At 58.8% G+C, this 21,289-nt stretch carries 21 protein-coding genes; 13 read left to right on the top strand and 8 right to left on the bottom strand.

Annotated features, from left to right (window positions below):
• Positions 1-3 precede the first annotated feature (3 nt).
• From X750_RS149010 to X750_RS1000000166965, 3 genes are all read left to right on the top strand, one after another.
• Positions 4-630, top strand: a complete 627-nt coding sequence (locus X750_RS149010) for an acyl-homoserine-lactone synthase (RefSeq protein ID WP_023747688.1) — start codon at positions 4-6, stop codon at positions 628-630.
• Positions 631-663: 33 nt separating this feature from the next.
• Positions 664-921, top strand: coding sequence for a DUF6499 domain-containing protein (locus X750_RS1000000166970; RefSeq protein WP_023747687.1), 258 nt, complete (start codon positions 664-666; stop codon positions 919-921).
• A gap of 121 nt (positions 922-1,042) precedes the next feature.
• Positions 1,043-1,474, top strand: coding sequence for a DUF2285 domain-containing protein (locus X750_RS1000000166965; protein ID WP_245271868.1), 432 nt, complete (start codon positions 1,043-1,045; stop codon positions 1,472-1,474).
• Positions 1,475-1,482: 8 nt separating this feature from the next.
• On the opposite strand, the gene X750_RS149020 is transcribed toward X750_RS1000000166965, so the two are convergent.
• Entirely contained in the window at positions 1,483-1,776 is a 294-nt protein-coding gene (locus tag X750_RS149020) for a DUF2285 domain-containing protein (protein WP_245271854.1), read from the bottom strand.
• A 77-nt stretch (positions 1,777-1,853) separates the two neighbouring features.
• On the opposite strand from X750_RS149020, the gene X750_RS149025 reads away from it, so the two are divergent.
• The 3 genes from X750_RS149025 to X750_RS1000000165820 all read left to right on the top strand — a co-directional run bounded on the left by X750_RS149025 (position 1,854) and on the right by X750_RS1000000165820 (position 3,278).
• A complete protein-coding gene (locus X750_RS149025; RefSeq protein WP_348524474.1) occupies positions 1,854-2,132 on the top strand; it encodes a helix-turn-helix transcriptional regulator in 279 nt (92 codons plus the stop codon).
• A gap of 174 nt (positions 2,133-2,306) precedes the next feature.
• On the top strand, positions 2,307-2,522 hold the full coding sequence (locus tag X750_RS149030) for a helix-turn-helix transcriptional regulator (RefSeq protein ID WP_023682784.1): 216 nt from the start codon (positions 2,307-2,309) through the stop codon (positions 2,520-2,522).
• Positions 2,523-3,026: 504 nt separating this feature from the next.
• Entirely contained in the window at positions 3,027-3,278 is a 252-nt protein-coding gene (locus X750_RS1000000165820; RefSeq protein ID WP_023747683.1) for an ArdC-like ssDNA-binding domain-containing protein, read from the top strand.
• Between the two features lie 347 nt (positions 3,279-3,625).
• Here the strand turns inward: X750_RS1000000165820 and X750_RS149040 are convergent, their stop codons facing one another.
• On the bottom strand, positions 3,626-4,306 hold the full coding sequence (locus X750_RS149040) for an OmpW family protein (RefSeq protein ID WP_031242949.1): 681 nt from the start codon (positions 4,304-4,306) through the stop codon (positions 3,626-3,628).
• 98 nt (positions 4,307-4,404) lie between these two features.
• Between X750_RS149040 and X750_RS149045 the strand changes: the two genes are divergently transcribed.
• From X750_RS149045 to X750_RS149070, 4 genes are all read left to right on the top strand, one after another.
• On the top strand, positions 4,405-4,623 hold the full coding sequence (locus X750_RS149045) for a hypothetical protein (protein WP_031242947.1): 219 nt from the start codon (positions 4,405-4,407) through the stop codon (positions 4,621-4,623).
• A gap of 1,276 nt (positions 4,624-5,899) precedes the next feature.
• Complete coding sequence (locus X750_RS149060; protein WP_023747678.1) at positions 5,900-7,204, top strand: SidA/IucD/PvdA family monooxygenase; 1,305 nt, start codon at positions 5,900-5,902, stop codon at positions 7,202-7,204.
• A gap of 500 nt (positions 7,205-7,704) precedes the next feature.
• Positions 7,705-8,484: a phytanoyl-CoA dioxygenase family protein gene (locus tag X750_RS1000000167570; RefSeq protein WP_023707204.1), complete on the top strand. Its 780-nt coding sequence runs from the start codon at positions 7,705-7,707 to the stop codon at positions 8,482-8,484.
• Positions 8,485-8,806: 322 nt separating this feature from the next.
• Entirely contained in the window at positions 8,807-10,810 is a 2,004-nt protein-coding gene (locus tag X750_RS149070) for a class I tRNA ligase family protein (RefSeq protein ID WP_023747677.1), read from the top strand.
• A gap of 774 nt (positions 10,811-11,584) precedes the next feature.
• Here X750_RS149070 and X750_RS149080 read toward each other — a convergent pair.
• The 4 genes from X750_RS149080 to X750_RS149085 all read right to left on the bottom strand — a co-directional run bounded on the left by X750_RS149080 (position 11,585) and on the right by X750_RS149085 (position 15,084).
• Positions 11,585-13,042: an NAD-dependent succinate-semialdehyde dehydrogenase gene (locus X750_RS149080; RefSeq protein WP_198020979.1), complete on the bottom strand. Its 1,458-nt coding sequence runs from the start codon at positions 13,040-13,042 to the stop codon at positions 11,585-11,587.
• A 168-nt stretch (positions 13,043-13,210) separates the two neighbouring features.
• Entirely contained in the window at positions 13,211-13,504 is a 294-nt protein-coding gene (locus X750_RS1000000167565; protein WP_348524473.1) for an insulinase family protein, read from the bottom strand.
• A gap of 293 nt (positions 13,505-13,797) precedes the next feature.
• Positions 13,798-14,007 (bottom strand): hypothetical protein, encoded by a 210-nt coding sequence (locus tag X750_RS1000000167560; protein ID WP_023747672.1) that lies wholly within the window; start codon positions 14,005-14,007, stop codon positions 13,798-13,800.
• Between the two features lie 843 nt (positions 14,008-14,850).
• The gene (locus X750_RS149085) at positions 14,851-15,084 is read right to left on the bottom strand and encodes a hypothetical protein (protein WP_245271852.1); all 234 of its coding nucleotides are present in this window, start codon (positions 15,082-15,084) and stop codon (positions 14,851-14,853) included.
• A gap of 371 nt (positions 15,085-15,455) precedes the next feature.
• On the opposite strand from X750_RS149085, the gene X750_RS149090 reads away from it, so the two are divergent.
• Positions 15,456-15,668, top strand: a complete 213-nt coding sequence (locus tag X750_RS149090; protein ID WP_023671852.1) for a cold-shock protein — start codon at positions 15,456-15,458, stop codon at positions 15,666-15,668.
• Between the two features lie 229 nt (positions 15,669-15,897).
• Here the strand turns inward: X750_RS149090 and X750_RS149095 are convergent, their stop codons facing one another.
• Entirely contained in the window at positions 15,898-16,371 is a 474-nt protein-coding gene (locus tag X750_RS149095) for a MucR family transcriptional regulator (RefSeq protein ID WP_023747670.1), read from the bottom strand.
• Between the two features lie 1,161 nt (positions 16,372-17,532).
• On the opposite strand from X750_RS149095, the gene X750_RS1000000165810 reads away from it, so the two are divergent.
• A complete protein-coding gene (locus tag X750_RS1000000165810; protein ID WP_156932404.1) occupies positions 17,533-18,537 on the top strand; it encodes a glycosyltransferase family 10 in 1,005 nt (334 codons plus the stop codon).
• Positions 18,538-18,674: 137 nt separating this feature from the next.
• On the opposite strand, the gene X750_RS149100 is transcribed toward X750_RS1000000165810, so the two are convergent.
• Entirely contained in the window at positions 18,675-19,028 is a 354-nt protein-coding gene (locus X750_RS149100; protein WP_023737108.1) for a hypothetical protein, read from the bottom strand.
• Positions 19,029-19,968: 940 nt separating this feature from the next.
• Between X750_RS149100 and X750_RS149105 the strand changes: the two genes are divergently transcribed.
• Positions 19,969-21,024, top strand: a complete 1,056-nt coding sequence (locus X750_RS149105; protein ID WP_023747667.1) for a cytochrome-c peroxidase — start codon at positions 19,969-19,971, stop codon at positions 21,022-21,024.
• Positions 21,025-21,289 lie beyond the last annotated feature (265 nt).

Here is a 21,289-nt window from a genome sequence, read left to right as displayed (position 1 = left end):
ATCATGTTGCAGTTGATCACGCCGGGTTGTTACGCTGAGTTCAGCGACGAGCTCGAGCAGATGCATCGCTTGCGGTATCGCGTTTTCAGGGATCGACTTGGTTGGGACGTTTCGTTCAGCGGCGGCTTTGAGGTCGATCCGTTCGATGCGCTTCGTCCCCATTACATATTGCTGCGTGCGCCCGCCGGACGCATCGACGGCTGCGTGCGCCTGTTGCCGACTACAGGACCGACGATGCTGCGTGATAGCTTCTTCGCTCTTCTTGCCGACCGTCCAGCGCCGGAAGATCCACGTGTTTGGGAAAGCAGCCGTTTTGCGCTTGATCTGCCGCCTTCCGCCCCCAAACAGGCGGGCATCGCAATTGGCACCTACGAGCTGTTTGCCGGAATGGTCGAGTTTGGTTTGTCACGCGGTCTGCGCAGCATCGTCACCGTAACCGATCTGCGCATGGAGCGGATTTTGCGTCGCGCCGGCTGGCCACTCGAACGGTTGTCCGATCCGCAAACAATTGGCAACACACGCGCCGTTGCCGGATATCTCGACGTCTCGAGAGAGAGCTTGGAAGCCCTCCGCCGCAATGGCGGGCTCAAGGGCCCGGTCCTGTGGACCCCGGTCATTAAGATCGCCTGAGCCTGCAATCCAACCCTTTTTGGACATGATGCAATGGACGAAACAAGACCTGGCCCTGCTTGGCCGGACAGGCAAGATGATCGTGCCTATGGCTATGTCGACCAGCTCACAAGCCGAGGCTGGGCCTGGGAATTCCTCAGGCGCAATCCGGACTTCCAAAAAGATCTGGCGAACGCGCTACGCGGTGCCGAACGCACGAACGCCCGGTCCATGGACATTATCAGCCTGGCTTCGAATACTGTTGATCTCTCGCGGTGGGGCCTTCTGTTTTGCAAGCTCAAAAGGAACTGATGCGAGCGTCTTTTGGTGCCCCTGCCAATGTCCGCATGTGTTGCCCATTGTGGCCGAAACGGCGGCGCGGCCGCGCGGGGTCGACTTGCTGGATCTCGCCCGGCACTCCTGCCGCATCTCCATGCTCGTCACGCGGGACGGGCATCAGCACCTCCTGGTCGAGGACAGTGGCAGGAGCTTGCAGCTGGCTGCTTCCGGCGTCAGCATCCTCGAACCTGTGCGATTGACATCCTCCGTCCTCTGGTCGCCAGAGGAACTGAAGCAGCGCCTGAACGCGTTGGAATGTCTGAACAGCCTCTGTTGGACCGGCAGGCTGCAATCAGGATTCTTTCCGACCGAGCCCCGTAGCCCGCGGTTGCGCCGAGTCTTGCATGCCCTCGACGGCTTCATCGCTGGCGTATCACACCGCGAAATCGGCCTTGCTCTCTTCGGCAGAGCCCGTGTCGAGCAGGACTGGGCCGACCCCGGTGACCATCTTCGAGACAGCGTCCGCCGTGCAGTCAGACGCGGGCGCTCGCTAATGAACGGTGGTTATAAGCGTCTTCTTCTATAACGCCACCATCAGGCCTTTTGGCGGCCAGAGAACAGCTCCTTGTACCCCGCCACCACCAGCCAGTGGGCGCGCGCGAGATGGCTGCGAACCGCCCTTTGGGCGCGCGCTGGCTCTTGCACCGGATCGATTCCCAATGTCGCCTGGGCCATCTCTTCTTCGCTGGCATTGCCGGCGCATGCATCTAAGAGCTTCAAATATGTCGTGAAGTGCTCATCGTCGTAAGCGGTCAGGCTCTCCGCCCATGGGACCTCGTCGGCAACAGCAGGTTTGAGCAATCTGTCTACCATTTCATCTCTCGCCATAAGACCTATCCCGCGCCGCGCAAATCTTTGACCGCACAATATCCTAAAATGGGATAATCCGAAACTGGGATTAGTCCATGAGCCGGTTCCTTCTTGGCCCGGTTCGTCTGATGCCGAAATCACTTCGATCAGCTCGCCAGCGCCGGCTGCTACAACGACTGATTGCGGCGCGCAAAACCAAAGGGGCCACCCAGACCCAGGTTGCTGATATGTTGGGCCGGCCACAATCCTTCGTGGCCAAGTACGAGGGTGGTGAACGTCGGCTGGACGTCATCGAGTTTCTCGACGTCGCCGAGGCTCTCGGTATCGATCCTTGCGAGCTTCTGGCACAATTGCGTCGCGCGCGTGACCTGTAGATGGCGTGCGCTTTGTTTGGCTGACAAACTTCACGATTCCCGTCCTTGAGTTCACGGCTCAGGGGATTTGCCCTCGCGAAATGTTGTCGTGCAGCCGCTCGCCCTTTGTTGTCTCTGATCTTTGTAGAGAATACACCGTGGTGAAATCCTCGACAAGAGGGTGGCTTCTCGTGCATGGAAATCCGAGAGGTCTTTGCCCGCAATCTGCGTAGGCATCGTCAAAAAAAGAAATTGTCCCAGGAAGCACTGGCGCATGAGGCTGGCGTTGACCGAACATATGTCAGCGCACTTGAGCGCTCGGTCTATGCCGCCAGCATTGATACGGTGGCGAAACTCGCCAGAGTGCTCGGAATCGATCCGGCCGATCTACTCAACCCTCATTCTGAATAAATCTGGAAGCGGGGACGGAAACGCGGTTGATGAGACTCGGCCAGAAGGTTTTCAGGCATTCATGCTGCTGACAGGAACGCCCGCGCGCCTTCGCAGCCGGTGCTCGTGAACCGAGCCCGCTTTCTTCGGCAAGCTCAGGCGGTCTCGGCCATTCGGCTTCGCCCCTTGGCGTGGGCAGCCCTTCGGGCTGTGACNTTTCTTCGGCAAGCTCAGGCGGTCTCGGCCATTCGGCTTCGCCCCTTGGCGTGGGCAGCCCTTCGGGCTGTGACGGCCACCGCCTTTGCGGCGGCGCGGTTTGTCTGTTGGCCTTTCCCCGGAAGCGGGGTGGGCGGCACTCGCTTCTAGGCCCGCCGCGGCAGCCCGCAACCCTTCGCGTGCCGCTCAGGGTCCTCCTCTTCGTTCCGGTCCTTCGGGTGCGGTCCGCCTACTACGGCGGGCCCTTCCGGTCGCGACTCGCCGCCCACCCCGCTCCCGGGGAAAGCCGCGGCGATTGGTGAGCGGAGGATGAAACGGCGCATGCAAACAGTAAGCGTTGTGCCTGCACAGAGGCTCGCGCAGGCAAGGGCAGGCGCCCCGGCGCCAGCCTTTTATCAGGAGATCACCGACCGCATCATTGCCGAGCTGGAGCCCGGCACCGTGCCATGGGTCAAGCCATGGGGCAGCGCAAAAGCAGGCCTCGTCCTGCCGAGGAATGCAGCCAATGCGCCAGTGGCCGCTCCTGCAGCAAAAGAACAGCAGCTGCCGCAGCGTGGCTGACAAGGCATCTTGTCGGCGTCGACGAGTTCCGTGATTGCTTAACACAGGCGCATAGCTCAAACATGACGTCCGGGAGAATGATGCCGCGCATAGACCCTAACTTTGGTTTCCATCAACAATACCCAATAGCCATCCTGGTCCGAAGCGCATCTAAGCACCTCCATTTCAGGCGTTAGTCGAGCCCGCATTGACCACGAGGTTACCCTTCTTGGTCCGCTGGAGGAGGGCGGCCGCCCCTCGACAACGGCTTCTTCAGGTGTCACCCGTGCAGGGACGACCGTAAAAAAGGGCGCACGAGGCGCCCTTATTTCCGATCGGCGATCAGCAGCCGTCTTCACCTTTCGTAGTTAGAAGCGGTAGGTGACACCTGCGCCTATCAACCAGGGATCGAGCTCCGCCTTTCCCGTCAGCTTCGCGCCGTCGACCGTGACGTCGAAGTCTGGCTTGAGGAAAAGCTTCTTCACGTCGAAGTTGACGCCCCAGTGCTGATCCACCATGTAGTCGAATCCGACCTGCAGCGCGGTGCCGAACGTGTTCTTGACCTTGAGAGCATCGGCACTGCCGGCACCCTGGTTATAGAAGATCGTGTAGTTCACGCCGGCGCCTACATAGGGCTTGAACGCGCCTAAATCGGTAAAATGATACTGCAAGGTGAGCGTGGGCGGCAGCAGCCAAACCTTGCCGATATTGCCCAGCCCGCCGATCGTACCTTGGCCCCCGATGTTAGCATAGGTGGTGCCGAGTATGAGCTCGGCGGCGATGTTGTCCGTGAAGAAGTAGGAGATATCGAGTTCCGGCGTCACGGTGTTCGAATACGAAAGATCGGAGCCGGGCACTGCATTGACGTAGCCCGAATCCTCAGTGACGACCCCCAACGCAAGCAGGCGGAGCTGCCAAGGGCTTGGCGCTTCCGTCACCGAGGCTCCCGCCTGCGGGACGCTCGCCGCTTGCGCAAGGTCCGCCGCGACGGCCTGCTGTCCCATCACAATGAGGACAACGGCCGCTGTTACTCGCCGCGCCGCGCGCATTTGGTTTCTCGCCATGATATTCTCTCCTTGCTCTTCAGAAATGTGGACTGAATTACGAAAAATCCTGCTCGAATTGCTTGATAGTGGCGGAGCGCTCATTGCCCAGTCTGCTTCGCGGCTGCGACCGCATGTTCGGCGCGCTTGATCATGGCATGATTTCTCCTCAGTCCGTGCCGCAGCGCGTTTTGCGGACTGCTTTGCAGGTGTCGTGCCAAATGAGAAAACCATTTCAGAACAATGCGATTACCCTGATTGCGCTGTGTCTGATGTCCGACATCGTCGAAGATCCGACAACGAATGCAGCCGTGACCGCCTGATGAGAACCTCCTGTGCGAGCTCGGTGGGCACTGCGGAATAAGCAGTGAAGCTCACTGCGAAACTGGCCGAGCTTCGGATCGACATCGGCGACGGGGCGATCGACGGCCACTACGTCGCCGGTGTCGGGCGCGGCACAGTCTGCGGACTCTGCGGCGGCGATCATCGAATAACTGCGTTTACGACGGCTCCATCCTGGCCGACCGGTGGGCGCGCAAAAGACTGCTGTGCGGCCTCATCCCCCCGCCTGGATTGAGTCGCAGGGACCGAATGGCGTCGTGCTTTTGGAACCGGCAGACTGGTCAGAACGCAATTCTCCTTCCCGCTATCTTTACAGAGATTCGACAATCCAGTTGGTGAAGGCCCCAGATCGCGCAATCATTGATGCGCTCAGGTCTGGGCATGCGCCCATCCGCAACCATGTCATCAAGAGCATCGATCCGACACCAACACAGAGAATTGGTTCCTCATGAGAGAGGCGTCGCGGCGGACATGAGATTGCGTCACTCTTCATGATCGCCGCCTCCGAGGATGTCGGGATCGAGCCAGTGCAACGGCACGATAGGGCGAAGGATCTGGCAGCTCTTGCAACTGCCGACCTCAATGGGAGAGGCACATCGCGATTTGTCCGGCAGAGACACAAGGTTCTGCACTGTCCGTTCATGATGCTGGTCTCCATGAGAAGTATTCTGGTGCAGAAGGTGCCCGATTAGCTATTCGGAAAAGGCGACATCGACGTGCAAATCGGGCGCCGCCCTGAAGCGTCCCCCTCAATGTCGGATTTCGGACAGGACGTAAATCCGCCAACCCGTTGTTTAATAAAGTTTCCTTCTCTGGCACGGCCTATGCATGGGACTCTGCGAACGCATCAGCGAGACGCCGTCCATGATCATGCGCACCGAAAATGCCGTCGCCGTAGTGAACACCGCGCTCTCGCCTGCCATCAAGTCGCCGAAAGGACGGCGCGTCATGGTCGGGCCGGCGATTGGGCCGGCTTCAAACACCTTAATGGGCCTGCAAAGCGTCTCGCGTGACGGCCACGCGGGCATCCAGACGAACGGAAAGGCATACGTCGTTGCCCACGTCGCCGGCCTGACCCCTCGATTTACCGCGCCGGAATGCTCCGGTCCACATTCGACGACGCGAACGCGCTGGACAAATTCTCGCAAACCCGGTCGGGACCGGTGCTCCGAACGTCCGCGAGGGGGGGGCCAGTGGCTGCGGCCGATATTCGCCGCGAACAAGCAGCCTAGTGGGAAGACTCTATAGGAGGAAGCAGTGGAGTTATCTTGCGTTGGGATCGGTGCTGGCCCGTCCAATTTGAGCCTTGCGTGTCAGCTACACGAGCAAGTCGGGAAAGGGGCGGTGTTCCTGGATCGGCAGGTCGACTTCCGCTGGCATCCAGGCAGTGCATTCGATTCCTCGGAGCTCCAGGTCAGCCACTTCAAGGACCTGATCACTCTAGTGAATCCGCGATCAGCCTACACTTTCGTAAACTTCCTGCACGAAAAGGGGCGTCTGTATCACTTCCTGAACGCACAGTTCGAAGCCGTGCTCAGAGTGGAGTTCGAACAATACCTGAACTGGGTCTTCCACAGGAACCCACTTGTGCTTGGCGGCGAGACAGTGCGCGAAATCCGCTTTGACGGCGAGTTTCGGGTGCGGACGGATAAGGCGGTTCTCGGCGCCAGAGACGTCGTGGTCGGCATTGGCAAGCAGGCGCAAATTCCGCCTCAGTTCCAGGGCTGGACTGGACGCAACCTGTTCCACTCATCTGTTTTACTGCACATCCACCCTGAGGTGCGGAGAAAGCATGTCTGCGTGGTCGGCGGAGGACAATCGGGAGCCGAGGTGATGTTGCATCTTATCGGCCTGCCGAAAGAACGGCGGCCTGCCTCGATCACTTGGGTCTCGCAGCGCGAAAACTACCTGCCTCTGGACAACAGCCCGTTCACAAACGAGTTGTTCATGCCCTGCTTTTCGGATCGTTTCGCGGCGATGAGCGAGTCGCAGCGTAAGCTGCTCCTGCGGCGTTTCGTGCTTGCCTCGGACGGCATTTCAGAAAGCACGTTGCGCGCGATCTATCAGGCGCTCTACCGCCACTCATTTTTCGAGCCAAACCGATCCGACATCACACTGCGGCCGGGCTGCACCGTCTCGCACTGCATGAACGCCGGCGCGGGTCACAGGCTGACCCTGCAGCACGGCATGGTCGAGGTCGAAGAAATCACGGCTGACATCGTCATCCTGGCCACCGGTTACGAGAACGCGATGCCAGACTTCTTGGAACCTATCGCGCACCGGCTGGAGCATATCGACAATGAATTAGCTATTCGCGACGATTTTTCGGTGAGCTGGGACGGACCGCGTGACAGACGCATCTTCGTACAAAACGCGAGCCTCGGGCAGCGCGGCCTGGCCGATCCGAACCTAAGTCTGCTGGCCTGGCGCGCGCGCCGCATCCTCGATAGCCTTCTTGGGCGCGCGCCATGCGCGAACCCCGAGCATCCTGGCTTCATTAGCCATACCTCGATCGAGAGCTGGCCCGCCCCCGTAGCCGAAGAAATGGGCAGCGGGATATGACTCGTAAACTTCTGATCATCGGCGGTGGTATCCTGGGAACGTTGTCCGCCTCCGCTGCGGCGAAGGCCGGAGGCTTCTCCGAAATCATCGTGACGGAGCAAGTTCTTGGACCAAGCGGCGCATCGCATTATTCTGCGGGCGTGCATTTCCCCTACGGTTGTCAAGACCGTACCAGGTCGCTCACACGAAAGAGCGCCGTGGTCTTGACGGCCATGGCTGGGTCGGCGGTCAGCGGATGGTGCAGGCCTTTAGCGATGCTTGTAGCGGCTAGACCGGGTGAACCGATTGATCCGGCCCAGTTTACCGAAGCCCTGGACCCGGTTGAGCATGACATAGGCAGTCTCGCGCCGGCTTCTGCGGAAAAAATCCGTCGGAGCGGAACGCACTTAGCATCGCCGTCCCACATGCATGGGACCGTTTCCGTGGACCGCAACTTGCCAGCGCCCGACTGCCCTAATTGGGGTCCGACCAACCAGTCTTTCCAACAGGAGGCTTTTCGCATGCTGACTGATACACAAAGAGACAAGTGGCAGAAAGACGGATACGTCAGGCTCGAAAGCTTCTTTGCGCCAGCGGCTCAGGAAGATATCTCTAATTTTGTCGAAGATGTGTCACGCTGGGATGTCAGCGATGATAAATGGCTCATGTGGTTCGAGAAGACGACGGACAATCGAAAGATCATATCCAAGATCGAGAATTTTCTCGACTTCCATGATCCATTGCGTCGTTTGCTATTAGAAGATCAGCGCATAAAGTCAGCGGTCGAAGATTTGCTTGGCGAAGATTCGCGCAGGCTCAAGGAGTTGCTTATTTTCCACTACCCCGACAGCGGCGGCTATCTCCCGCATCAGGACATTTATCACATTCCACACAAACTCCCCGACCGGATGGTCCATGCCGTGGTTGCCATAGGCATCGACGACTCCGACCCGGAAAACGGCGGGCTTTTCTTCAGCCCCGGCAACCACAAAAAGGGGGTCTTTCCCATGGATGCCGGTGGGGTGATCTATCCTCAAGTCGCCGATAAGTTCTCCTGGGAACCGGTAGTATGGAAGGCTGGCGACATCTTCATCTTCGACGATTACGCGCCGCACTACTCACGACCGAACAAAAGCAATCGTTCTCGGCGGACACTCTACTTGGTGTTCCAGCGTGCCTCAACCGGTGGGCCGACCCGCGCTGAATATAACGTGCTTAAGCGCGCCCTTAACCCGCCCGAGGGCAAAGTGGCCGATCTCGACAATCTCAAGCCCCCAAATGCCATCTTCTATCGCGATTGAGCTCACGCAGCCAGGCGGAGGCATGCACACGAAACTGATCGACCGCTCAAAAATGCGCGGACGGTATGGCGGTCTGATTTGCGGGCTCGCGGAGCATCGGACGCTTTGGCACGTGGCTTGTGGAGGTGGTCGCAAGCGGTCTTCTGTGTGCCTACAGCCCGACTAGCGCCCCCTTGGTCGCCCGCCTGCCGGCCCAGAGCTGCACTATCCTGGCCGGGCCGCCAACGGGTCGGACTGCCGTTTCTCTCCGTGAAGTGCACTTGAGGCTGTTCGTTGGCAGCCGAAGGTCCGTCCCACTCTTCAACACCTTAGGTTCGTTGTCATGCGCAAATACACGTTTTCTCGAACGGAGCTGTCGCAAGCGTTCGGTATCGACACGGCCACGCTTGGAACGGGCAGCGCTCGCACGGGGTTTTCGTTCGGAAAGGTTGGACCCGGGGTCACATCCGAGCCCCATCGGCACGACGAAATCGAGGCCTTCGTGGTCCTGTCTGGTGCGGGCAAGGTCACCACTGACCTTGGGGAAATCTCGGTCGAGGCCGGCGACGTCGTTCTGTTCCATCCTTTTGAAGCGCATGTGCTGCGCAACGAAGGGAACAAAGACCTGGATTTCGTCGATGTCTACTGGCGAGACGGCGAGGCCGCCCTTGATGCCGCTGCAAAGACCACGGCTCCACGCGGGCCGACCTTCGTCTTCTCCGCGCCGCCAACGCCAAATGGCGATCTGCATCTGGGGCATCTTTCTGGCCCCTATTTCGGCGCGGACGTCTATACCCGTTTCCTGCGCATGAAAGGGGTCGAGGCGTATCACCTGACCGGAAGCGACGATTACCAGAGCTACGTCGCGACACGCGCCGCTACCGATCAATGGACGCCTGCAAACGTGGCGCGCTACTACTCGGACGAGATTCGCGCCACGCTTGCACTTCTCGATTGTGACGTCCACAGCTTCCAAGCCACAATGGGCGATGACGGTTACCGCGAATTTCAAGCCGCGTGTTTCCGAACTCTTCTGAGCAGCACGGCGGTAGATCTGCGCCAGAGCCCTGCGCTTTTCGATGCTGTGACAGGCGACTATCTTTATGAGCCGGATGTTAGAGGCCTCTGCCCCGATTGCGGCGGCTCCGCCGCTGGCAACATCTGCGAGGAATGCGGCACCCCAAACCTTTGCCATGACCTGGGTGCAGCGCGGTCACGGCAGTCTGCCGAAGCGCCGCTGGTCGGCTCCCTCCGCCGTCCGGAACTTGCCCTGGACCGCTGCTACGACAACATCGACCGGCATCTAAGGGCATCAGGCGTCCCGCTACGCATCTTGGATCTCTTCGCGCGCCTCCGCCAACGCGGCGAATTTTCATTACCCATTACCCACCCCTCGGACTGGGGCCTGCCGGCCGAGGGGTTCCCGGGGCAAGTGATCTGGGTGTGGCCGGAGATGGCATTCGGTTTTCTGTACAACATCCAGGCGCTCGGCCGCTCGATCGGTCGCGACTGGAAGGCGGAGATGCCCGGCAACGACTGGCAGATTGTCCATTTCTTCGGCTTCGACAATTCGTTCTACCACGCGCTACTCTACCCCGCTCTTTACGCCGAGGTCTTCTCCCACTGGACGCCACGCATTCGCTATCACGTCAACGAGTTCTACCTGCTCAACGGCAAGAAGTTCTCAACCAGCTGCCGCCATGCGGTCTGGGGCAAGGAGGTTCTGAGCCCAAAGACAGTCGACGTCGTGCGCCTTCATTTGGGCCTGACACGCCCGGAAGGGGAGCGGACGGATTTCACGCTGGACGCGCTGCGCCGCACCGAGAACGAGGTGTTCCAAAGCATCTGGCTGAACTGGCTTGGGGCGTTGAACCAGGAAATCAAGCACGATTTTGCCGGCCGTGTACCCGATGCAGGCGACTGGAGCCCGGTCGACCGCGCCTTCTTTGCTCGCATAGAGATCTATCGCGATGCGATGGAGCGCGCCTATTCGGACGAAGGCTTCTCGGTCCGGCGCGCGGCCACTCAGGTCTGCGAATTCGTGCGCGATTGCGTGATCTACCGCGGGGCGCGAGACTTTGCGGCGGCGCGACGTTTCTATCCCGCCCGCAATCGGACTTCGCTAGCCCTTCAGACGACGGCCGCTGCGATCCTGGCACCGACACTCGCTCCGTTAATGCCCCGGTTCGCCAGAACGCTGGCGCGAGGCATCCATGGCGTCTCAACCGAAACATGGCCCCGGTCCGTCCAGCGCCTTGCACCAGGGACGCGCTTTGATCTCAGACCTGTGTTGGTGTTCTACGCCAAGTCCGGCAATCCTCATCTCGATGAGGAGGAAGCACTATGAGCCCAAAGGTGCACCGGTGAGCTGTCCCAATCTCGACCAGATTTGCGCGGCAACCAAAGCCGACCATGCCAAATATGCTGTCACTGGGGCGACCGAAGCCGCTATCAAAAGGTAGAGACCAGATTAGCGGACCTGAACCAGCGCGTCGTCGACAACCCTGGCCCGCGCCTTCGAGGACCGCTCGGCCGATCGCTTCCCAGCCCTTGCTGTTCGGGCCGCAATGGCGCTGACCAGCCTCTGCGGCATCGGGATTCCGTCCTCCAGCGGGTCAAGGCTGTCATGCGATTCGTCCCGCTTGGTCAACCTGGCGCCTGGAACGTGCGCCGATCACCAATGTGAATGCGAATGGCTGCGTGATGCTATCTTCTATTCTGTCCGAGACTGTACCGGCGCGGCATTCAGCCGAAGAACAACTGAGGTACTGACAATCGGAATGTAGCAGGTTCAAATTCGGGTCCGAAACAGGATATTGCTCACAACCAGCGTTCAGCATCCGGCACGGTGCACAAGCTTCCAATCAGACCCGCGCAACGCACAGCCCTGAACTTATCCGGCGAGGGCCGCCAAATCGCAAGCGTATCCTCCTTAACATTCACGAGGTCTTCGCCGAAAATGCAGACGCTTGTCGCGGGAGAGATAGATCCCTAAATTATTAGGGTGCTCCTCAGGATTGCGTGTTTGCTCGGGTATGGACCGCCCTAATCGAGGAGCGATTCTACAATTCACATGTTTGGAGATCGCTCGCTAGGTACCCCGCCTGTGCAAGCCGATGCTTCAGATGCCGCCCATGCAGAGATATTTCATTTCGAGGTAATCCTCGAGCCCATGGCGGGATCCCTCCCGCCCGATGCCGGACTGTTTTATCCCACCGAACGGCGCCGCTTCGGAAGACATCCGGCCGGTATTTACCCCCACCATTCCGTATTCCAAGGCCTCGGCGACACGCCAGACACGCTTCAGGTTGGAGGCATAAAAATAGGCCGCGAGGCCGTAGATCGTTTCATTGGCATCACGCACGACCTGATCCGCATCTTTGAAGCGAATAATCGGTGCGAGCGGCCCGAATGTCTCTTCGCGCGCGACGGTCATCTCGCTGGTGACACCGGTCAGGACCGTTGGTTGGAAAAACGTGCCATTCGTGCCGATGCGTTTGCCCCCGCATCGAATTGCGCCGCCTTTAGCTACGGCATCGGCAATATGGGATTCAATCTTGGCCAAAGCCTTCTTGTCGATGAGGGGTCCTATGTCCACTCCGAGCGCGAAACCGTCACCAACTTGAAGTTGGCGAGCCCGATCAACGAATTTCTCGACGAACTCGTCGTGAACGCCCGACTGGAGGTAAAGGCGGTTCGCTGAAACGCAGGTCTGGCCGGCATTGCGGTACTTCGCCTGGATGGCACCGTCAACCGCGGCATCGATATCGGCATCATCGAAGACGATGAAAGGTGCATTGCCGCCGAGCTCTAGGCTGACTTTTTTGATCTGGGCCGAGCACTGGCGCATGAGTAAGCGCCCGATCTCAGTAGACCCGGTGAAGCTGATCTTGCGGACCTTGGGATTTGTGCAAAGTTCGCGGCCGACCGCGTCACCTTCGGATGCGTAGATCAGGTTGACGACGCCTTCGGGAAAGCCTGCCTGATGGGCGAGGGCGAACATTGCTCCAGCCACGAGCGGCGTCTGTTCAGCGGGCTTGAGGACGATCGTGCAGCCCGCCGCCAAGGCTGGCGAGATTTTGCGCGCCACCATCGAGGCCGGGAAATTCCATGGCGTTATCGTGCCAACGACCCCGATGGGCTGCTTGATCACCAGCATTCGGCGGTCCGCCGATGGTGCGGAGATCGTCTCGCCATAGACCCGATTTGCCTCCTCGGCATACCATTGCAGATACGCCGCAGCATGCGATATCTCCGATTTGGCTTCCGCAAGCGGCTTGCCCATCTCCGCAGTAAGAATTGCAGCGAGATCGTCGGCGTGGTCGATGATCAACTGATGCCATCGCCATAGAACGTCGCTGCGCTCACGTGCGGTAAACCCTGCCCATCCAGGCTGCGCGACATAGGCCTTGTCGATCGCAGCGCATGTCTCCTCGACACCCATATCGGGTAGTTCTGCCAGCACTTCGCCGGTCGACGGGTTGAGAACCTCAAATGTCCGCTCGCCCATCCGCGTGCCAAGTGCCGGCAGGCGATCGATGGGTCCAAACAGGTCAGGGGATCGCAGGTGACGGATCATCGGCGGGCACAGGGGCAATACCGGATTCCTCCTCAACGCAGCAGGTGTATATAGCAGGTGGGGTGTGTATTCCGGACGTAAAGGTTCCTTATAGGGCCTCGGCCATACAGCTAGCAGACCACCGTACCCAAGTGGGAGGGAGACGCTACAAGACGCCTGGCGGTTCTACTAGTCGGGCTCGACCGGTCGGTTGCGCGGTGGCAGATCCGGCCCGCGCGCAACCTTGCCATAGGTCTTCGCGGCCAGCGCCTTCACCGTCTCAGGCTCTTCGTCGCCGGCCACCACCAGCACGGCGTTGTTCGGTCGGCGGTATTCGTTGCACATCGTGAACCGATCGGTGCCGTTCAGCTTCTTCATCTCCTGCGTCCAGCCGTTCACCGGAATGCGGTAGGGCTGATTCGGCCGCAACGTCGCGTTGACCTCCTCGTCCACCAGACCTGAGGGTCCGTCTCTCTGCGCCAACGGCGCTCCTCCAGGATCACGTTTCGCTCGGTCTCGATATCATCGTCGTTGAGAATGAGGTTGAACATGCCATCGGCCTCGAAGCCCATCATCTCGCCCAAAGCGATTTATAGGCAATGAGGGCGGTATTGTAGCCGCTGTCTGAGACGGCTCCGTCGAACTCGCTGTCGGCGCGGTTGGGCGTCGCCCTAAAGATCAGACGCTCGAGGGAAGGGGCAAGTTCGGGTTTGCCCGGTGGCTCGTCGGCGCTGCGGACCTTGTGCCAGATCATATGAGTGACGATTTGCGCGGAGTCATGTCGACTGTTCCATGCCATCATCGAGCAGGAAATCCGTAATCTTGCCGCCGTCGGTGGCGGCCAGAGCCGGAGCGGTCGTCGCCAGGGCCAGGGCGGTGGCAGTGAATGCCTTGCGCAGCCAGGGGCGATCGATGGCTCCGGTTGGAAAGGCAAGTTTCGAGGCAGTGATTTGTTCCTCATTTTCCTGAACGGGCTGCGTCTTCAATCTCGGCAGGCAGGCCGAGCCAGATGAATCATGCGGCCAAGGCTCACTCGAGCCTCATCTTGGGATGAGCCCAGGAGACCGGCGGCGGTGTTCTTGGGGGGATGGTCATTGGAGGGATTTTCCTTGATCCGCGACGCCTTGCGGACGACCACGCATGCACCGTGCCAGATCAGAAAACATTCGAGGCATGTGGACAAGTCAGTCTGACATGTTGTGCATCCGACATTGTGGGCCATCGAACAGGGCTGAAGGCGACGCGAGCACGGCTGAGAATATCTTCTTCATTGGAAGACGATTGGGCGCGCTGCTGGGGAAGGGGGACGGGATGCGCTTCGAAGGCCGCTGCACCGACGGTCAGAATTGAAATGTGTCGCTCCAGCGGACCGATGTCCTCGACAGTCAGACCGGGCGGTGCTGAAGGGTAGAGGCGTGAGCAGCGTAGCTAAGTGGGCGCGGACCCAGCTCGCGCGCGAAGACGGACCTAAAAAAAACGGCGGGTGGCGACATTCGCGAGGCGCTGGAAAACGAGGTCGTAGGACTGGGCGGGAAAAACGATGCCGTTGCTCTCTTCTGGCGTGATGGCCTGCCGCGAGGCCGTTGAACGTGATGAGTTGCTGCGGGAAGGGGAGTGTTTTCGCGGGACCTTGGTCAACGTAAGAAACAAACGTCGAGCTCGCCTTGGATGGGGGCATGCAGCACATTTGCCGCTGCAGGAAAGCAGCACGGAAGCTGTCCGCGCTTGCCGTCGTCCCTGGGAACCAAACAGCAGAATTTAGCGGTCGCGATTGATTTCATGCCCGCCTGGTGCGCTCGGCTGCAAATGCAAGCCTGGCGAGTGGTCGCTTAGGTCAAGAGCATCGCGTGAGTAAACAGCCTTACCTTGCTCAATCTGATGCGCGCTAACCGCCTCGCCGGATTGTGGAACTGCTCGCGGGTGGCTTCTACCACAAACAGCAAGGTCATGAAATCAAGCAGGAAGTCGTCAATCGCTTGGGCGATTGTTTCTGACTTGCCCTTGAACTGGTCCAGCAAAACGCGCGCGCTATCGATCGCTTCCACGCTGGTCGCATCGATCAACCCCTCAACCCTCTTGAAACAATCCAACTCGAAACTCCTTAAGGCGCTCCCAAGGTGTTATGCACGAAGGCAGCTCCGTGAACTACCCGGCCTTTTGACCTGGCGGCTCGAGCAGCGGTCGGCCTTACGTCCCGCGCCTCCAAACACGAGCCATCGACGTGGCGCTGAGGAGCGTTGGAAGAAATTGGGCGCTTCCGGCCACGCTCGAGCGGTAGTGTAGGACAGTGCTTGCTGGCGGCTACGCCCACAATGGAGTGCGCCAGCTGATCGGGGCTTAACAATTTTTCGCTTTTTGCTGCGCCCAACTCTCGGCTATGACTCGGACAGGCCTAATGGCCGCCCACGTGCATTGTAGAAGAAGGAACAAGTATATGACGACTGGAACGGTAAAGTGGTTCAACAGCACCAAGGGGTTTGGATTTATCCAGCCCGACAATGGCGGTCCGGATGTTTTCGTCCACATTTCCGCTGTCGAACGCGCGGGCCTCTCGACCCTCGCTGACGGCCAGAAGATCAACTATGAGATCGAGCAGGACCGCCGCACTGGCAAGTCCTCAGCTGGCAGCCTGAGCAAAGCTGGTTGAAATTTTCTCCTGCGAAGTCGCAAGAGCGGGCGTGTAGATCCGAAGGATGCTCACTGCCGCTCGATAGGAACGAGCAAAAACTGAGGGCAGCAGATTGCTGCATGGGTCGCGAATTCCTCATGAAGCAAAGTTGTTGGAAAAGGAAGGCGGGGTTGGCCCCGCCTTTTATGTGACGCCCAGATTCAAGCCGACGGCTGCAACGCTGCAGAAGGAATTTCAATTGCCGCAATCAAGCCGCGACCTTCTTGCGAGTTCGCTTCGTTGGCACCGGCGCTTCCGGCTCTTTCGGCGCTTTCGGTTTGCGGCCGAGCCCCATCGTTTTGGCCAATGACGAACGCTTCGCGGCGTAGTTCGGCGCCACCATGGGATAATCCGCAGGCAGGCCCCATTTGGCCCGATATTCACCCGGCGTCAGCCCATAGTGGGTCGACAGATGGCGCTTTAAAGATTTGAATTTCTTCCCGTCCTCAAGGGAGATGATGTAGTCCGGTGTCACCGACTTCCTGATCGGGACTGCAGGCGTAAGGGCAACCGGCTCTTGTGCAGAGATACCTCCGGCCGTCGCTTTCAGAGCCGCATGCACTTGGCCGATGAGGGCAGGGAGATCCCCCACCGGGATCGGGTTGTTGGAGACGTAGGCCGACACGACATCGGCGGCAAGCTCAATGAGGGTGTCGACGTTTTTTCCGGCTTCTTCTGTCATGAAACTCTCCAGGCGGTGAAACATAGTCAGCGAAGCGTCGCTTCATAGGGCCGGTTGCCGCTGAAAGCAACAATGTCTCTGACTGCGTTATTGCCAATGCTCGTCCAGAAGCGACATCGATGCGCCATATTTCGCGGCGTGACCGCTGAGCCACTCGTTGTTGGCGACCCTGCCGAGGTGCGTGGGCCGTGCCGCTCTAACTTAGCGCCGAAGTCGCTAGTAGCCTCGAGGCTAAGCGCGCTGTTTTTGTCTCGCTTTGCTTCTTTGGACTGTGAAATCGAGCGATAGTGGTCGCTTGATGGTGGGCGTCAGGGACGATGGAACAAACGTTCATTGGTAATGGCCAAAGTGATGTAAGTTCATCGCCGGTGAGCCGCTCTTGCAAAGGGGCTGGGAACCGCCGCTGATAAACCTAGGACATCAATGTGTTTCGAGGCGTTTCTTAGCCGGTCCTGGAGAGGCGGCAATGGCTGCGGATGACACCTGTTCCACGATATCAAACAGCGCGGCGACCGGCAGCTTCTCGAATCTGGAGCGGCTTCTCGCAAGTTGGCGCCGCGCCGAGAGGCCGGGCAAGGACAGTGAGCCGCCTGCATCAACCATAAGCATCGACCAGCCAGCGACGCGTCCTCATACAGAATGCCGCGACCGGCCGTGTGATCTCGCCGGTAGTCGCCGAGGCCCTCTGCATGAAGCCTCCGGATGTGCTGACGATCAACCAGGCCAGAAAGGTCGACGTCCTGAAGCAGGGATGACATGAGTTTGCCACTATGCGCAGCCTTGCCATGCCCTTCCGCGGCATTTTGCGGGGCCTGTGAGTTGGGCAAGCTCGGCACTTCGATCGACTTGGCGTCACCCGGCTCATCGCCATCACGCGTTTCGGTCTGGTCCTACGCCGTGACGCTGACTCCGTTCGCGATGCCATTGAACTGCCGTGGAGAACGGCCGAGGCGGAAGGGCTGATCAACCGCCTGAAGACGATCAAACGTACCATTAGGCAGCGCCGGCTGCGAACTCCTTAGGCACGCATGCTGCCACTCAGCCGGCCTGATCACCACACGAAGCGAGGAAGAACCTGGTCAAGTGCAAAGCGACAATTGCCTCGACAGCAGGTCCCGGAAGGTTTATGCTGCCCGATGTTACCGCAATCCTGAATGGCGATTGAGTACCTTCACGAGTGAAGGGAGTGGAACTGCTTTGTCGGCCAAATTGTTGACGGAACGCCCGGCGCCCATTGTTGCTACATGTCTAGATTCTTGGGGCGTTTTGGATGATGCAATCCACCACCTCACTCCAAAGGGCAGTGGAATCTGGAACAATGTCGCTTTTGTACGCACGACATCCTTCGTGCCCGATTGGCATATTGTCTTTAACTCTGCTTCTCTTTTTGGGCTCCCTGTCGATATCGAGGCGAGCCCCAACAGGACAATTTTTGCAATCGGCGAACCGCCGACGAAAGCTCATCGTGCATTTCATGAAGGGCAGGGGAAAAATACTATCGTCCTGACGTCTGACGCAGAGCTGGTTGCTCGGCAGAATGCAGCTCGCCGATTCGTTTTGTCTCCACCGATCACTCGGTCTTGGTCTGTAAACAAGACATATGACCAACTTCTGGTCAGCGAAGTCATGGATAAGCCACTTCGGCTCTCATGGATTACCAGTAACATCGCCCTGCTTAAAGGACATCGGTATCGGCTGGCGTTTCTGGAACGGCTAAGAAAGGAGCTCGATTTTGACCTGTTCGGCCGAGGTTTTCGGCTGATTGGAGATAAATGGAACGCGCTCGCACCTTATCGTTACAGTATAGCGTTCGAGAATACTCGTGCTGATTACTATTTTACAGAGAAGCTTATGGACTGCTTCGTCGCTGAAACAATGCCGATCTATTACGGCAGCCCGGCAATCACGAGGTTCTTCCCTTCGGACTCTATGGTTCTGATTGACCCAGAGGACAAGAACGTAATCCCAAAAATTCAAGAAATCATCAACTCGGACCTCTGGAAGGAACGTCGCGGCGCAATAAGAGAGGCGAAGCGGTTGGTCCTCGAGAAATACAATACGTTTGCTTATCTCGCGAGCTTCATCGAAAGCGTTCAGGATAAACCCTTACCGCCGGAAATTATACACATCGATTCGCCTGAGGTCGATTTTGGAATCGACGAATGAAGTACTCCAACGCTCGCTTCGCGTGCCCGGCGGTCGGTGGTCTGGCGAGATCGGTGCGGAACGCTCGGCGGAGAATGCCTGCTGCGCAGACGGGCCGGCACGGGCGCACGAGGTCATGCGCCCCCGGCTGCCGCTGATCAGACGAACTGGGGAAGGCCAGGAACGGAATTGAGGACCTCGTCCACGAGTTCGTCGCCGGCATGTTCCTTGGCGCAGGCGATCGTCTCGTTGGCGAGGCCGGCGATCTTTGCCATGCTGAGACCCTCACTCATCAATTGCTGGCCGAGCCCCATAAGGCCGCCACCCTCAGGGTCGTCGCCATGATACTTCGCTACTAATTCCGAAGCTCCCGGAATGGCCTCGATCATGCGCGCAACGGGACCGTCGGCCGCGTGGCTTTGCAGGAAACCCAGCATTAACCCAACGCCCTTCTCTGCGAGAGCCGGGCCGATGCCGGCACCAGTGGCGATGCGCGGTAAGAATTCTTCCATGCAGGGTCTCTCTCTCTTTGATGAGGTTTACACGGGGCCGGTCCGGCGCCCAGCTCCCTTGGCCGAACCACAATTGAACTCCACAAAAATAGGCCGGCGGAAGTGCTATTGCGCGTAAAACCGCCTCTGTCAACGCAAGCTGCGTCGGACGTGCGTGTTTCGCAAACCGAAGATCATTCCAATTCACATCATTACGCATTGGCAACCGCACAGTTTGCGTTGGCTCGCTTATGGGCCAATGCCCCCCGCCCGTCAAATGATGACGACAAACTGGTCAGCGCCTAGGATCTGTGGATCAAGGTGAGGCAGTTACAGCGGGTGGACCTGCTCGATCGCGGCGCCGTCGACACAAAGGGCTAGATTGGCGATACTGCGCGTGTTGGCCATGTCTTTCCTCGCGTGATGGGATGTTCGTGGAAGCGGAGCTATATGCCGGTGTGACGGTCCACAAAGGCGGAACGCCTATTCCGATACGACATCCATACTGTCACATAGACCGTCGCTGCTTAGGTATTGAAACCGCCATCGCTGGTGACATCACAATGTGCAGTCGGCGGGTGTCGATAAGGCCGATTCACGCAACGAATGAACCCTGACGGTTCAGAAGCTCACTTTTCGCAAGGCGTGCAGCGCACCTCGTGCAAGAGATTGCCAGTCTTGCGCATGCTGTGACTTTCTCAACCTTGGCTGAAAGATCGCAGTGACCGAATCTACGAAGCCGCCCTCAGGGCGTGCTTTGATGCATAAAACCGGTTGCCGAGCAGGGATACTCCTCCTCCCTGAAGTCCAATCGAGAAGAGCGATCGCTTCCAAGAGGGTCCCAGCTCAGCTGCGAAAACAGGTGTGAGACCCCGTCCTCTCCCTCAAGCTGATCTAGCTCAGGGCGTTCATGAGCCGCAGATCGCATAATGGCTGCGTGGACGACGCAGGAAGACCAATTATGAAAATCCTATTCAGTACGATGGCTGTCACCTTGCTGGCACCCACCGCCTTTGCTGCGGATTCGATCCCCACCGACCTCAGAGATACGGCATTGGCCACCTTCACGGCTTTGCCATCCACCACGCCGACAGTCGCCAACAACCCGATCACCCCGGAAAAGATCGCTCTCGGCAAGGCACTGTTCTTCGATCCACGCGTCTCGGCGTCAGGCGTCTTGTCGTGCAATTCATGCCACAACCTGGCCACCGGCGGCGACGACAATCACGAAACCTCGATTGGCCATGGTTGGCAGAAGGGACAGCGCAACGCGCCGACTGTACTGAACGCTGTCTTCAACATCGCCCAGTTCTGGGATGGTCGTGCCGAAGACCTGAAGGCTCAGGCGAAGGGACCGGTCCAAGCCGGGATCGAAATGGCCAATACACCGGGCCAACTCATCGCCACTCTCAAGTCCATGCCGCAATATGTCGAGTGGTTCGATGCAGCTTTTCCGGCTGAAGCCGATCGGGTCACCTTCGACAACTTCGCCAAGGCGATCGAAGCCTTCGAGGCGACATTGGTCACACCGGCCCCGTTCGACAGCTTCCTGAATGGTGATGAGCTTGCCATGACTTCCGAACAGAAACAGGGCCTGGCGCTTTTCATGGACAAAGGCTGCTCGTCCTGCCATGCCGGCATCAACGTTGGTGGGCAAGCCTATTTCCCCTTTGGCCTCGTGGAACAGCCCAGCGCCGAGGTCCTGCCGGACAAAGACAAGGGCCGATTCGCGGTCACCAATGCAGCCGATGACTACTATGTTTTCCGCGTGGCGCCGCTGCGCAACGTTGCACTCACCGCGCCATACTTTCATTCGGGCAAGGTTTGGGATCTGAAACAGGCCGTCGCTATTATGGGGACCACCCAGCTTGGCGTAGTACTGGCGGACGAAGAAGTTGATCTGCTTGTTGCCTTCCTCAACTCGCTGACCGGAGAGGCAGCCGAGGTCACCTATCCCATCTTACCCTCCGAAACGGCGACAACGCCCCGGCCTGTAACGCAGATCTTAGGAAAATAAGGGCCAACTGGCTGCGGACGTCGCAATCGAAAATGATTGCGGCTTTTACTTGGGCCACACGAATTGCCACGTCCATCTCCGAATTGGCGGGACACGCTAGCAATACCCGAAACCTGCAACCTCGCCCGTAGTCTGCGCAAATCAACTGGGGAAGCGGACAGACGCGCAGCATCATATATTGTCGCCGCCTGAGCGAACATGCCAAGCAGTCTACTTTGAGAAACGACGTGTGTACGATTTGTTCGAGGCGCGGGGCCTGTATGTT

The organism is Mesorhizobium sp. LNJC391B00, from assembly GCF_000502535.1.
In the GTDB taxonomy this organism is placed as follows: Bacteria; Pseudomonadota; Alphaproteobacteria; order Rhizobiales; family Rhizobiaceae; genus Mesorhizobium.
This window is presented reverse-complemented; position numbering and strand designations above follow the sequence as displayed.

Coding starts and splice junctions, on each gene's coding strand:
- X750_RS149010 (WP_023747688.1), top strand. CDS start 4: ATGTTGCAGTTGATCACGCCGGGTTGTTACGCTGAGTTCAGCGACGAG.
- X750_RS1000000166970 (WP_023747687.1), top strand. CDS start 664: ATGGACGAAACAAGACCTGGCCCTGCTTGGCCGGACAGGCAAGATGAT.
- X750_RS1000000166965 (WP_245271868.1), top strand. CDS start 1,043: ATGCTCGTCACGCGGGACGGGCATCAGCACCTCCTGGTCGAGGACAGT.
- X750_RS149020 (WP_245271854.1), bottom strand. CDS start 1,776: ATGGCGAGAGATGAAATGGTAGACAGATTGCTCAAACCTGCTGTTGCC.
- X750_RS149025 (WP_348524474.1), top strand. CDS start 1,854: ATGAGCCGGTTCCTTCTTGGCCCGGTTCGTCTGATGCCGAAATCACTT.
- X750_RS149030 (WP_023682784.1), top strand. CDS start 2,307: ATGGAAATCCGAGAGGTCTTTGCCCGCAATCTGCGTAGGCATCGTCAA.
- X750_RS1000000165820 (WP_023747683.1), top strand. CDS start 3,027: ATGAAACGGCGCATGCAAACAGTAAGCGTTGTGCCTGCACAGAGGCTC.
- X750_RS149040 (WP_031242949.1), bottom strand. CDS start 4,306: ATGCGCGCGGCGCGGCGAGTAACAGCGGCCGTTGTCCTCATTGTGATG.
- X750_RS1000000167570 (WP_023707204.1), top strand. CDS start 7,705: ATGCTGACTGATACACAAAGAGACAAGTGGCAGAAAGACGGATACGTC.
- X750_RS149070 (WP_023747677.1), top strand. CDS start 8,807: ATGCGCAAATACACGTTTTCTCGAACGGAGCTGTCGCAAGCGTTCGGT.
- X750_RS149080 (WP_198020979.1), bottom strand. CDS start 13,042: ATGATCCGTCACCTGCGATCCCCTGACCTGTTTGGACCCATCGATCGC.
- X750_RS149090 (WP_023671852.1), top strand. CDS start 15,456: ATGACGACTGGAACGGTAAAGTGGTTCAACAGCACCAAGGGGTTTGGA.
- X750_RS149095 (WP_023747670.1), bottom strand. CDS start 16,371: ATGACAGAAGAAGCCGGAAAAAACGTCGACACCCTCATTGAGCTTGCC.
- X750_RS149100 (WP_023737108.1), bottom strand. CDS start 19,028: ATGGAAGAATTCTTACCGCGCATCGCCACTGGTGCCGGCATCGGCCCG.
- X750_RS149105 (WP_023747667.1), top strand. CDS start 19,969: ATGAAAATCCTATTCAGTACGATGGCTGTCACCTTGCTGGCACCCACC.